We start from the raw sequence: 12812 nt of genomic DNA, 5'->3' as shown, positions 1-12812 counted from the left end.
ACTACAGCTCCGGATTCAGCTCAGACGACACCATCCACATGGCGTAGTACTGGGCGGCGCCGCCGTAAGCATGGCCGATGGAGATCTTGGCCCCCGGCACCTGGTACTCGCCAGCGGTGCCCCGCACCTGGTTGGCCGCCTCCAGGCAGCGGATCATGCCCGACGCCCCAATGGGGTTGGACGACAGCACGCCGCCCGACATGTTCACCGGGAACGACCCACCCAACTCAGTGTCGCCGGCGTCGGTCATCTTCCACCCATCGCCCTCCTCGGCGATGAGGTGCCCCTCCAGCCACATGGGCTCGTACCACGAGAACGGCACGTACAGCTCGGCGCAGTCGATCTGCTCGCGGGGATTGGTGATGCCTGCCTTGCGGTAGAGCGCCTCAGAGCACTCCACCCCGGCTTGGGGCCGCACCGTGTCGCGCCCGGGGAACTGGCCGAACTCGGTCCGCTTGGCGTGGGAGATCACCCACGCCGGCGGGCGGCCCGACTTCTTGGCGATGTCGTCGTTGCCCAGCACCATGGCCGCGGCCCCGTCCGACGACGGGCACGACTCCAAGAAGTGGAGCGGATCCCACAGCATGGGCGACTCCCGCACCTTCTCAACGGAGATGTCGGGCAGGTGCAGGTGGGCGTACTCGTTCTTGAGGGCGTTGAGCCGGTCTTTCACCGCCACCATCCAGCCGATGTGCTCGGGTGCCTTGGAGCGGGCGATGTAGTTGCGGATCCACGGGGCGAACGTGCCGCCCGCGCCCTGCCCGCCGCTCTTGCCGCCCGACAGCGCCCAGGTGGCGTTGCCCTCCGACTGCTTCTCGTAGGCGATGGTCAGCACGGTGTCGTACATGCCCGACTCCACCAAATTCACCGCGGAAATGGCGGTGGACGCCCCTACCGACCCGGCGGTGTGCACCCGGTGGATGGGCTTGCCGATGGCACCCAGGGCATCGCACAGGCTCAGCAGCGGCATCATCACCCCTTCGAGAGCGTCGGGGGCCTTGCCGATCACAATTGCGTCGATGTCGTCGAAAGTGGCCCCGGCGTCCTCCAGGGCCCTCAGGGCGGCCTCCCGCACCAGGCCGTCCAAGGTCACATCGTCGCGGCGACGCTTGTACTTGGTCTGGCCGATGCCCAGTACTGCACAGGGTCGAGGGGCCATTATCCGTCTCCTTCCAACACGCAGAGCAGGTTCTGTTGGAGCGCCGGCCCGCTGGATGCGTGGGCCACGCCTCGGCCGCCATCGCCGTTGCGGATGGCCCGGGCCAGCTCGATCACCCGAGTGAGGCCCACGGCCATGAACGGGCTGCCGGTCAGCGGCCCGCCCGACGGGTTCACCGAGGTCTGTCCGTTGAGTCCTAGAGCATCGCGCAAGATGATCTCCTCGGGGCTGTAGGTCACGGTCAGCTCGGCGATGTCCACCGGCCCGGCATGGAGTCCGACTCGATCAGCCGCGATGCGCACCGACGGGGAGTCGGTGAGGTCCCGCAGCGTGGGGTGATGGGAATCGATGCGGTGGTCGATGGCCCGGATCCACACCGGATTGTCACACAGCTCCCGAGCCCTGTCGGCCCGGGCGATGATCATGGCCGCGGCCCCGTCGCTGGTCGGCGGGCAGTCGAGGCGGCGCAGCGGCTGCTGCACGTAGGGCTCGGCCAGCAGGTCGTCCACCGACAAGTCGCCGCTGAGCTGGGCGTAGGGGTTGTTCTTGGCGTTGGCGTGGCTGCGGGCCACCACCTCGGCGAAGTCCCGCTCGGTGGCCTTGCCCGCGGCGATAAGGGCCTGGGCCTGGAATCCGGCCTGGGTGCGGGGGTCCAGGCCAATAGGGGCATGCACGTAGGGATCGGTCTGGAGCGAGAACCCCTCCCGGTAGCTGCCCGGCGAGCACTTGCCTGAGCCCGACACCAGCACGGTGTCGATATCGCCCGACTGGAGTCGCACAAACCCCTCGAACAGTGCCCAGGCGCCGTCCATCTCCACATGGCTCTCATACACCGGGGGCCACGCCCCCACCGCGTCGATGTTCATGACGAAGGCGAACGGCATCCCCGACAGGTAGTCGCAGCTTCCGGCGATGGTGAAGTCGATGTCGTGGCGGTCCATTCCCACCTGCTCGATCACCGAGTTCACGCACGGCATGATCATGGCCGGCTCGCTGTCGTTGAAGTGGGCGTGGGATGGAGTCTGCTCAAACGCGACGATGGCGACGTCTTCGGCCAGGCTTACCATGAGTGCTCCTTGAGATCGTCGGCGGGCACGTCGGGTTCGCCGGTGGGCTCGAACCGGGCGTACACCGTTTCGGGGATGTTGCCGTAGCGGTTGTCGATGTCTTCCACCGAGCGCTCCTCGGGGTCGCGCCAGATGCAGCGCATCCTCATCCCCACCCGCATCTCGTCCACCGTCATGTCGCGGATGTCGATGCCGATCACCGGCTGGTCGGTCCCGTCGAACAGGATCGAGCAGCGCACATAGGGTTCGGTTTCGGTCTGGCCGTAGTACTGCACCGGGTTCAGCTCGGTGAACGCCACCACGGTGCCGACGTCGGACACTTCAACCTCGTCGGATTCGCTCATCAGCACCCGGGACATGTTGTCGTAGCCCCGGCCGGGCACGTACACCTTGCCGGTGACTGGGCTGCGCTGGCCGATGATCTTGCCGTCCAGCAGTCCCTGGGCGAACCGGGCCCGATGGGGGTACAGCGGCTCGTTGATCCGCAGGCCGATGAGGTGCTCAGTAATGGTCACCGGCTCGTCGCCCGGCTCGATCAACTGGTCGGCGGCGTCGGCCTCGGGCACGAAGTACACGTCGGCAACCGATCCGTGGCGCTCCTCCCGAAACTGGGCCTGCACTCTCATGCCGGTGCTGATGGCCTCGGGATCGCCGCTGGAGTCCACCGCGTGCACTAGGGCGGTGTCGGCCCCGTCCAGCTTGATGAAGGCAAAGCCGAACGGCCGGTCAAAGGGGTGCTTGCCCGAGGGCTCGGCCACCCAGGTCCAGTTCTCCACCACCCCACCGGGTCCGACCTCAACCAGGTCGGGCTCCAGGCTGGCGAAGGTGTCCGGATCGAACTCCATGGGCGGGCACAGCACCCGGTCGCCGCACCGCTGGCCGAGGATGCGCCCGTCGCGCAGACCGGTCAGAAACGGACCGATGACCGGTCCCGTGGTGCGGGTATATGGGTACTCAAGGGTGTAGTCAACGTCATGCAACTGGGGCACGGCGGCAAGTTCACCACACGCCTGCCACCGCCCCCAAAGCAGACCAGCTGTCTGTTCTGCCCCCCTCTGCCACCGCCCCCAAAGCAGACCGGATGGCCCGCCGATGATCAGGTCAATGAGTTGAAATACTCGACAACGTCGGCGATGTACAGATCGGGGGCTTCGAGGGAGGCGAAGTGGCCGCCGCGGGGCATCTCGGTCCAGCGGACGATGTTGTACCAGTACTCCACCCAGGGACGGGCCGGACGGATGCCGTCGCCGGGGAATCGGGCGTAGGCGGTGGGCACCTCCACCCGGCGGTCGGGCGCGGAGGCCCCTCGGCCACCCATGCGGGTCTCGTAGTAGAGCCGGTTGGCCGAGGCGATGGTGCCGGTCACCCAATACACCATCACGTTGGTGATCAGCTCGTCTTTGGTGAAGCTGGCCTCGATGTCGTTGTCGGGGCCGATGTCGCTCCACACCAAGAACTTCTCGATGATCCAGGCAGCCAGCCCGGCCGGAGAGTCGTTCAGCCCCACCGACAGCGACTGGGGCCGGGTGGCCTGCTGCGCCCGGTAGCCCCGCTCCACCTGATTTCGGGCCCCGGCCTCGGACCGGTCGGCCCGCTCTTCATCAGTCAGGTCGCGCACGGCGCCGGGTGGCGGCTCGGGGGCGATGGCCAAATTGAGGTGGATGCCCATCAGCCGCTCGGGAGCTTGCAGGGCCATCTGGGCGGTGACCATGGCCCCCCAGTCCCCGCCCTGGGCCCCGAACCGCTCGTAGCCCAGGCGACTCATCAGCTCCAGCGAAGCCGCCGCCATTCGCCGTGGCGTCCAGCCCGGCTCTGCGGTCGGCCCGGAGAAGCCATAGCCGGGCAGCGACGGGCAGACCACGTGGAAGTGCTCCCGCAGCGGTTCGATCACCTTGGTGAACTCAGTGATGGAACCGGGCCAGCCGTGGTGGATGACCAAGGCCATGGCATCGGGGTTGCGACAGCGGGCGTGGATGAAGTGCAGCTTCTGGTTGTCGATGGTGGTGGTGTACTGGGGGAACTGATTGAGCTGGGCCTCGACAGCCCGCCAGTCGTAGTCGTGGCGCCAGTAGCGGCACAGCTCTTTGAGGTAGTCCAGGTCGGTGCCCTCATCCCAACCGGCCCCAGGCAAGGGATCGAACCACCGAGTGGAATCCAAGCGGCGGTTTAAGTCGTCGAGCACCTCATCGGGCACCTCGATGGCAAACGGCTCCACGGCGGTCATCGCGTACTCCCTCCAGCTAGCCGGTGCGGTCGTGGAGAGGACCGGCCGGCAGGCGGCCGTCGACGTCGGTGAAGCCGTAGGCGTCGGCCATGTCTCGGGCTGACACCGCCAGGCCGGTGTGACGGGACCGATCGGCGTCGATGGCCAATGCGGTCACTGCCCGTCCGGTGAACCGGGGCGACTCGGCCGCCGACAGATCCAGGCTCGGTGGCAGCTCCACCCCGGACTCCACGGCCATGTCGATGCGCTCGGTGCGCACGAAGCCAGGCCACACCGACACCATCGAAACCCCGGTGTCTCGGAGCTCGCGGGCACAATCGGCGGTCATGCGGTCGAGAGCGCATTTCCCCACCCCATAGGCCACGTGCCAGGCATACTCGACCGCCCCCGAGGAGCTGATGTTGGCGATCAGCCCATCGCCCTGCTCGATCATCACCGGGGCGGCCAGCACCGAGGCCACGTAGGCTGAGCGGGTGCCCACGTCCATCATGTCGTCCCAGTTGGAGATGGGCACCTCCCAGAAGGGCAGCATGGCGGTCAACTCGTCGGGAATGGCGAAGGCGTTGTTCACCAGCACGTCCAACCGACCATGGTCGGCGGCAATCCGGTCGAACACCGCCCGCACCGCGTCGTCGTCACGATGGTCACAAGACACCGCCACCGCACTGCCGCCCGCGGCGGCAATCTCCTCTGCGGTGGCCCCCACCGTGCCCGGCAGTGGGTGCTGACCAGCACCGGTGGTGCGGCCAGTGACATAGACCGTGGCCCCCGCGGCGGCCAGCTCCAAGGCGCAACCCTTGCCTATGCCCCGGCTGGCCCCGGTGACCAGGGCCACCTTTCCGGCTAGCGGTGATCCGTCCAAGATGCTCATGATGGTTCCTCCGGTGGATTGGCACCAGGTGGGTTAGCAATGGCCATGGGGGGCGACGAGCACGATGTGGACCCCTTAGCCCGAAACGGTGAGTGGCAGAACACGAAGCGGTCGACCCCGGCAGCGGCAACTTCCTCACAGCTCATCGACTCGGCCATACGGATGCCCTCCTTCACCAGCATGATCTGGTGGCCGGCCGACACCCAGCCGCCGGTGGCCTCAAAATCGAACACCCCCCACATCCAGCTATCGGTGGACACCAGCGCCGGCCGGTGGAAGGCCAGCCACTTGTTCTCGGCGATCCACGGGCCGGGCGAGGCGGCCAGGAATCTCTCGGGGTCCTCTCGGGTGAGGCTGATCCACCCGGTGCGCAAGCACAGGGCGTCACCCGGTTCGGGTTCGGGGAGTTCTTGGCGCTCGATGGCGCCCTCGATCTGCTCGACGGTAATGCGGTGGCGGTCCATGAGCCGGGGCAACCCAGCCTGGTTTGATTCCACATCGCCGGTGGTGTCGGCCACATAGGCGGCCACATCGATCATCAGCCCCCGAGTGAGCAGCGGCGGCCCCCACGACGGCACGTCCATCGCGGTCACCCCCTCGGTTCGGGCCAAGTCGGCGCCTTGGTGGCCGTTGTAGAAAGTGCCGTCCACTGCCGCGTGGGTGAAGCCGTTGATCTTGGAGCTCATGTTGAAGGTGTACGACACCCGTTCCTCGGAATAGCCCAGCTTGGACACGCCCAATCCCTCGGTGCCGCTAGCGATCAGTCCCTCGAACCCCTCGCCGGGGTCGTAGCCCGCCACCACCAGGGTTTGGGCAAATTCACGGTCGGCGAATGCCGGATAACCCGGCCAAATCCCGTCGCCCATCGAATAGGTGCGGATCGGCCTGGTCAGGTCCAGCATCGCCAGCGCGTCGGCCCGCTTCTGGTCGGTGACCTCGTTGTAGGTGCCCAGCACATCGTCGGGCCCGTATCGGCTGGGGGCCCATGCCCCGGCCACCACCGCGGCGACGTCGAACTTCTCGTCGTCAAACTTCACTGGCGCAGCCTAGCCACCATCGACCAGTTCGCTCAGAAGAGGTGAGGGAGCGATCAGGCGGGGGCGGAGACCGTCAGGCGGGCCATCTCCCGACGCTGGGGGAAATGGTCGGCCACTGCGAAATGCTGGGTGCAGCGCTCGTCCCACAACACCACATCGCCCTCGGCCCACTCATAGCGGATGGTGTAGTTGGGCTGGGTGGCGTGCTCATACAGCATGTTGAGCACCGCGTCGCTCTCGGCCCTATCGAATCCCACCAGATGGCTGGTGAAGTTCTTGTTGACGTTGAGATAGCGGCGACCGGTGTCGGGATGCACGGCGATCACCGGGCGCTCGGCGCCGGGGAACTGCTCTTTGGTGCGGTCGTACAAGTCAACGCCGGCTTTCGACTTGAATGCCTGGCCCTCCCCCATGTCGTGCCAGGCGGAAACCCCCTCGAGCCGGTCCCGCAGCGTCTCCGACAGTCCGTCGTAGGCGGCGTACATGCTGGCAAACAGGGTGTCTCCGCCCCGGACGGGCATTTCGATGGCCCGAAGTGTGCCCAGAATCGGGGGGTCGGGGTCCCAGGTGACGTCGGTGTGCCATTTGTCCTGGAAGGGCGGGCGCTCCTCGTCATCGACGATGCGCTCCACCTTGGCCTCCACCCCGCCCGCCACTCGGCCGATGGGGTGGATGTAGGGCTGGCCCCACGGGGCCAGCAGTTCCATCTGGTGGGAGTCTTCGATGGACTGGCCGGGAAACGCCAGCACCAGGTGCTCCAAGAGCAGCTCGTACAGATCCTTCCGCTCCCCGTCACCCAGCGGCTGGCTCAAATCGATGCCGGCCACCCGGGCGCCCAGCACTCCCCCGATCGGCTCCACCGACCACCCAGCCATGTTCAACTCCCTAGAAGAATCCGCGCCCTTGGGCGGCGGCGTTGGCCAGCCATATCTCGAAGTCCTGGATCGACTGGGTCATGGCCTGGCCGATGAGGTCTAGCTTGCGCACCTGCTCGATGCGGGCGGTGGCCTGTTCTAGCTCCCGCTTGGAAAGCAGCTCGGTGAAGATTCCGCAGGCGTGAGCCAGGCAGATAATCACCACGTCACGGGGGCTGGGAATCTCATCGCTGAACAGCACTCCCATGATCCGCAGCTTGACCTCGCGCTCAGCCTCACCGTCGACTGTCGGATAGCGGCGAGACCGGAACACCCACAAGAAGCGGTCGTCCTCGCGTTCCAGGATGCCCCGCCCCACCAACCGGTCCAGCGTCGCCTCCCGGATCTCCGGCGCCTTCTGGGCGGTCTGCTCCACCCAGTGGCGGGCATCCCTTTCCTGGCCTTCGACCCCCTGCCCGGCAGCGATCATGGCCAGAGTCGGATCCAGCAGGTCGTCGCCTACCGGGGTGGCATCGACCAGGATCAAGTGCTCCAGATCGGTGTCGATCCGGTCCTCCATGGCCAACTCCATCAACACCGCCCCAGCCACCGCCCGGTCCATGGATGACTGGGACACATTGATGAACTTCCCGTCGTCGTCACGAAGCAGCAGAAGGAGGATCTCCTCAACGAATCTCAACATGGCGCTAACGATAGGCGATTATTTCTTCGCCGTATTGTTGGAGGGCCTCGACCACCTGCGAACGGGTGTCGCCTGCGATGGGGGCCGACAATCCCGTAACCCCGATGGCGGCTTGGGCCGCGATGTTCTCCAAGTGCTTTTCGGAGTTCCAGCCCGACGTGCCCACGGCCCCGACTTCGAGGTCCATGTACTTGATGTCGATGGGCTCGGTGCGACCCACCGACGCGGCGTGATCGCGCAGGTAGGCGATCATGTCGGCCAGCTGGTCCAGGGTCTCCAGGTGGGCCGAGCGGCGGCGGGAGGCCAGTGCCGCCGGGTTGGGCATGGGCATCCACCCCTGAGCTCTCTCAGCCACCCGACGACGGGACAGCTTGGAGTTCCCCCCGATCCACACCGGAACCGGCGCCTGCACCGGGGTGGGCAGGCCGGTGCTGTTCGAAATCGAGAAGTTGAGCCCCTGGTAGTTCACTGTCTCCCCTGACCAGATCAGCCGCAGCACTTCGAGGCTTTCGTCGAACAGGGCATTGCGCTGATCGAAGTCCACGCCCACCGCGTCGAATTCCGACTCCAGATAGCCCACTCCTGCACCGAGGATGGCCCGGCCGCCGCTGAGCCGATCCAGCGTGGCCACCGTCTTGGCCAAAATCGCCGGGTTTCGGTAGGGCAGCGGGGTCAGGTTGGTGAGCAGCCGCAGCCGGGTGGTGGCCCCCGCCGCCACCGCCAGCGCCACGAACGGATCGAGGGCATCGTGGCCCCCGCTGGCCAACCAGGGGTCGCTGGGCAGGGGATGCTCGGTCAGCGAGCAGGAATCGAATCCAGCCGACTCAGCGGCCTGGGCAAACTCGGCAATGGCCTCCGCGGTTAGGAACTCGGGGTTTTGCGGATGGGCCATCAGAGGAAGGCCGAAGCTGAACTTCACGCGCTGCTCCCTTCAATCGCGCCAAGGTGCAGCACGATAACCGACGGGCTCCCCGCCGATCACACGACCGGCGGAGAGCGCCGTCAGCTCAATGAATCAATGGTGATGAGTTGGCTAGTTGCCGCCCTCTTTGACCTCGACGGTGCGGCGGGCGTAGTCGTTGCCGTACACGTCGTGGCCCGCGGCCTCCAGGTTGGCAATGGCTTCCTCCGCGATGTCCCGCCGGAATGCACCGGCATCGGGCGCCGCCTGAAGGATGCCCTGGGAAGTGGCCACGTCGATGGTCTGGTCATACAGAGCTTGGTCCATGATCCCGACCCCACCGGGCGACGGCCAGATGAGGGCGTTGATCTCGTTCATCATCCACGCTTGGTGCGCCGGGCCGCCGAAGGGCGGAGCGGCGGCTACCACGATGTCGACGCACTCTTGGAAGTTGTCGCGGCAGTGGATCCACCCACGCAGCGACGCCTCCACGAAGCGCACCGCGATGTCGCGGTACTCCGCATCGGTCTCCAGCTTGTCGGCGTCGGCCCAAATGGCGTCTTGCAGCATGGCTGTGCCCACATCGTTCCAGTCGATGACCGAAAGGTCTTCGGGCTGGAACAGTTCGCCGGTATCGGGATTGATGGTCTCAAGCACCTGGGCGTACTCGTTGTAGATCATCGCCTGAGCGGCGTCGATGTCGCCGTTGATGAGCGCGGTCATGTTGAAGTCCTGCTGCACCAGAGTGACATCGGCCTGCGGGTCGAGACCCACGCTGACCAGGCCAGCGAAGAGCTCAAATTCGTTGCCGAATCCCCAGTTCCCCACCAGCTTGCCTTCGAGGTCGGCCGGACCGGTGATGCCGGCGTCAACGAACGACACCTGCAAAGTGCCGCTGCGCTGGAATACCTGGGCAATGTTGGTGATGTTCAGGCCCTCCTCACGAGGCACCAACCCGCGCGGCACCCACGAGATGGCGAAGTCAGCGGCCCCGGAGTCCAGGACCGTGGCCGGAACGATATCGACAGCACCGTCGATGATGGTCACATCCAGGCCGACGTCCTCGTAGAACCCGAGATCGCGAGCGGCAAAGAAGCCGGCAAACTGCGACTGCGGAACCCACTGGAGCTGTAGCGACACCTCTTGGAGCTCTACGGGCTCCGGCGCAGGAGCCTCTGTTGGCTCCGGTTCGGGCGCCGCCGGCGCCTCAGTGGCCGGCGCAGGAGCAGGCTCGCTCACGTCATCGTCGTCGTTGCCGCACGACGCGGCCACCACGACAAAGGCGAGAAGCAAGGCAAGCAACCGCCAGATCCCCCTCATATGAATGGTTCCTTTATTCATGTTTCACCACTGATCTACTGATCATTCCTTTCTGGTGGGCGAATTGCCCTGAGGCAACCCGCGGTTTGCGGTCATTGATCGTCACCTTGGGCGCGTATGAGCGAGTTCCACGGCATGGCCACTCGCTCGAGCACAAGTACGGCGAAATACAACACGGCCCCGATGAGGGTGCCGGCCAACACCGCGGCCCACGCCTCGTCGTATCGGGTAAGGCCCGCCGATTGCGTGATCATCGGACCAAGGGCGTCTTGTCGGCCACCGAAGTACTCGGCGACGATGGCGGCGATAACGGCCAGCGAGGTCGACAGCTTCAGTGCGGTGAAGAAGAACGGCATGGCGTTGGGAATCCGCACCTCGCGGGTGATGCGCGATCGACTGGCGGCATACGACTCCATGAGCTCGATCTGGCTTCGATCCACCTGGGTGAGGCCCCTAGTGGTGTTGATGAAGATCGGGAAGAACACCAGCGCCACCACAATGGCTTGGTTTGATCGAGGCGAGGTGAGTCCGAACCAGTTGTTGAAGATCGGCGCCAGCGCAATGATCGGAATGGCGTTGACCGCCACGGCCAGCGGAGTAATGGTCTCGTTCGCCGTCCGGAAACGAGTCACCAACAGGGCGGCGATGATGCCCAGGATGATCCCGGCGATCAGCCCGGACACCACCACGAAGCCGGTGATGCGGGCACCCTGATACACCTCATCCCAATTGTCGATCAGCGCGCCGACGATCTCAGAGGGAGCCGGCAGCACGAATCCGTCGGGGTTGAAGAGGGAGAGGACGCCCTGCCACAACCCGAAGAGCACCACACCGGCCACGATGGGGGCGGAGAACCCCTTCAGCGCGTTCACTCCTCCACCTTCCGCAAGGCGGTCCGCACCTCGGTGACCTTCCTGAAAAAAGCGGGATCGTCTCGGGTTGCGGCGCTTCGATCTCCAAGGCCCACGCCGATGGTCGATGCGATCGTCCCGGGACGGGGCGACATCACCACTACGCGGGTGGAGAGATACACCGCTTCAGGGATCGAGTGGGTGACGAAGACCACGGTGGTCCCGGTCTCCTTCCAAATCCGCAGCAGTTCGTCCTGCATGTGCTCGCGGGTCATCTCATCGAGGGCCCCGAATGGTTCGTCCATCAACAGCAGCGACGGGCTGAAGGCCAGGGCGCGGGCGATGGCCACCCGTTGCTGCATACCGCCGGACAACTCGGACGGGTGGTGTTTGGAGAAATCGCTGAGCTTGACCAGCTCCAACATCTCTGCGGCCCGTCGACGTCGGTTGCCCTTCGACCATCCCATCAGCTCGAGCGGGAGCTCGATGTTCTTGGTCACCGTGCGCCAATCGAAGAGGCCAGCCGTTTGGAACGCCATCCCGTAGTCGCGGTCGAGGCGGGCCTGCTCCGCCGGCTTGGCGTTGACTTGCACCGTCCCGGTTGACGGGGAGATCAAAGACGCAATCAGCCGAAGCAGGGTGCTTTTACCGCACCCCGAGGGCCCGATGAGTGTGATGAACTCCCCCGGCTCAACGGCCAGGTCGATCTCGGCCAGCGCCTCCACTTGGTTGCTCTTGCCGGGGTTGAACACCTTGGTCGCCCCTCGGATGTCGATCGCGTTCATGCCGTCGCTCCCCTGTCTTGGCGACCGACTACGAGCCGCTCCACCCCGGTCACCACCAGGAACACGAAGATCCCCAACACTGCGGCCCCCAACACGCTGGCAAACAGTCGGTCGGGGCCGGTGGTGTAGTTGAACGCCTCGCGCAATATCCGCCGGCCAAGCCCGCCCTCGACTCCCGAGGAGATCTCACCCACAATGGCGCCCACGATGCTGGCTGTGGCCGCGATCTTGAGCGCGGCGAACAAGTACGGCAGCGATGCGGGAAGGCGCAGGCGCCACAGCGTCTGCACCCAATTGGCGGCATACGAGTCCATCAGCTCCTGGTTCTCCGGTCGGGGCGACTGCAACCCTCGCAGTCCGTTGACCGCCACCGGGAAAAACGTGAGATAGGTGGCGATGATGGAGACCGACATCCAGTCCTGCCACTCCCATGGGAAGACGTCGAAGTTCTTACGACCCCAGATCACGATGATGGGGGCGATAGCGATGAGAGGAATGGTCTGGCTGGCGATCACGTACGGGAGAAGGCCCTGTTCAATCCGGCGCCACTGCGCCAACGCCAGTGCGATGGCCATGCCGATCACCAAGCCCACCATGAAGCCGGCAAAGGCCTCCCGCAGGGTGAAGAGGGCCTCGTCAAACAGGATCTTTACGTATATCTGGTTTTGGCCACCGGGGGTCTCCAAGAACTGGCCGAATATTTCGCCCACCGGGGGCATGTTCAGATCATCGGTGCGAGGCAAAACCGACCCCACCACCGCCCAATCGTGCTGGCGGTCGTCGATGGCCTGGCCGAACGCCTTGTAGCCGGTGTACAACCCGGCGAGCAGACCCAGAAACACCACAAACGTCACCGTCTGGCGAACGATTCGCACCACGGCGTCGCGGCGCAGTTCTTGGGCCGCCTGCTGCTTGATCCGGTGCTCCCGAACGAGGGGATCGTCCGTCTCGGCCCCAATGTCCGTATCGGCCATCGCGTGGGTGTTCGGCATTGAGTCGGTCATGCCCATCGAGTCGGTGTTCGGCATTCTGCTGCGTCC

13 protein-coding genes are annotated in these 12812 nt (G+C 65.5%); all 13 read right to left on the bottom strand.

Features of this window, described 5'->3' with window-relative positions; all coding sequences use genetic code 11:
• Position 1: 1 nt before the first annotated feature.
• The 13 genes from ACOGXH_RS03670 to ACOGXH_RS03610 all read right to left on the bottom strand — a co-directional run bounded on the left by ACOGXH_RS03670 (position 2) and on the right by ACOGXH_RS03610 (position 12800).
• Complete coding sequence (locus ACOGXH_RS03670) at positions 2-1159, bottom strand: thiolase domain-containing protein (RefSeq protein ID WP_419927764.1); 1158 nt, start codon at positions 1157-1159, stop codon at positions 2-4.
• A complete protein-coding gene (locus ACOGXH_RS03665) occupies positions 1159-2226 on the bottom strand; it encodes a lipid-transfer protein (protein ID WP_419927763.1) in 1068 nt (355 codons plus the stop codon). The genes ACOGXH_RS03670 and ACOGXH_RS03665 overlap by 1 nt, the downstream gene beginning before the upstream one ends.
• A complete protein-coding gene (locus tag ACOGXH_RS03660; RefSeq protein WP_419927762.1) occupies positions 2220-3215 on the bottom strand; it encodes a Zn-ribbon domain-containing OB-fold protein in 996 nt (331 codons plus the stop codon). The genes ACOGXH_RS03665 and ACOGXH_RS03660 overlap by 7 nt, the downstream gene beginning before the upstream one ends.
• 107 nt (positions 3216-3322) lie before the next feature.
• The gene (locus ACOGXH_RS03655) at positions 3323-4450 is read right to left on the bottom strand and encodes an epoxide hydrolase family protein (protein WP_419927761.1); all 1128 of its coding nucleotides are present in this window, start codon (positions 4448-4450) and stop codon (positions 3323-3325) included.
• 16 nt (positions 4451-4466) lie between these two features.
• Positions 4467-5321, bottom strand: coding sequence for an SDR family NAD(P)-dependent oxidoreductase (locus tag ACOGXH_RS03650; protein ID WP_419927760.1), 855 nt, complete (start codon positions 5319-5321; stop codon positions 4467-4469).
• Positions 5318-6358, bottom strand: coding sequence for a cyclase family protein (locus tag ACOGXH_RS03645; RefSeq protein WP_419927759.1), 1041 nt, complete (start codon positions 6356-6358; stop codon positions 5318-5320). Before ACOGXH_RS03645 ends, ACOGXH_RS03650 begins: the two co-directional genes overlap by 4 nt.
• A gap of 53 nt (positions 6359-6411) precedes the next feature.
• Positions 6412-7233 (bottom strand): TauD/TfdA dioxygenase family protein, encoded by an 822-nt coding sequence (locus tag ACOGXH_RS03640; RefSeq protein ID WP_419927758.1) that lies wholly within the window; start codon positions 7231-7233, stop codon positions 6412-6414.
• 10 nt (positions 7234-7243) lie between these two features.
• Positions 7244-7915, bottom strand: coding sequence for a GOLPH3/VPS74 family protein (locus tag ACOGXH_RS03635; RefSeq protein WP_419927757.1), 672 nt, complete (start codon positions 7913-7915; stop codon positions 7244-7246).
• A gap of 4 nt (positions 7916-7919) precedes the next feature.
• Entirely contained in the window at positions 7920-8834 is a 915-nt protein-coding gene (locus ACOGXH_RS03630; RefSeq protein WP_419927756.1) for an LLM class F420-dependent oxidoreductase, read from the bottom strand.
• A gap of 114 nt (positions 8835-8948) precedes the next feature.
• Positions 8949-10136 (bottom strand): ABC transporter substrate-binding protein, encoded by a 1188-nt coding sequence (locus ACOGXH_RS03625; RefSeq protein ID WP_419927755.1) that lies wholly within the window; start codon positions 10134-10136, stop codon positions 8949-8951.
• A 92-nt stretch (positions 10137-10228) separates the two neighbouring features.
• On the bottom strand, positions 10229-11008 hold the full coding sequence (locus ACOGXH_RS03620; RefSeq protein WP_419927754.1) for an ABC transporter permease: 780 nt from the start codon (positions 11006-11008) through the stop codon (positions 10229-10231).
• Entirely contained in the window at positions 11005-11772 is a 768-nt protein-coding gene (locus ACOGXH_RS03615; RefSeq protein ID WP_419927753.1) for an ABC transporter ATP-binding protein, read from the bottom strand. The genes ACOGXH_RS03620 and ACOGXH_RS03615 overlap by 4 nt, the downstream gene beginning before the upstream one ends.
• Positions 11769-12800 carry an ABC transporter permease gene (locus ACOGXH_RS03610; RefSeq protein ID WP_419927752.1) on the bottom strand — a complete coding sequence of 344 codons (1032 nt, stop codon included), beginning with the start codon at positions 12798-12800 and terminating at the stop codon, positions 11769-11771. The genes ACOGXH_RS03615 and ACOGXH_RS03610 overlap by 4 nt, the downstream gene beginning before the upstream one ends.
• Between the last annotated feature and the right edge of the window lie 12 nt (positions 12801-12812).

Origin of the sequence: Candidatus Poriferisocius sp., from assembly GCF_965208355.1 — a bacterium.
Lineage (GTDB): Bacteria > Actinomycetota > Acidimicrobiia > Acidimicrobiales > Bin134 > Poriferisocius.
This window is presented reverse-complemented; position numbering and strand designations above follow the sequence as displayed.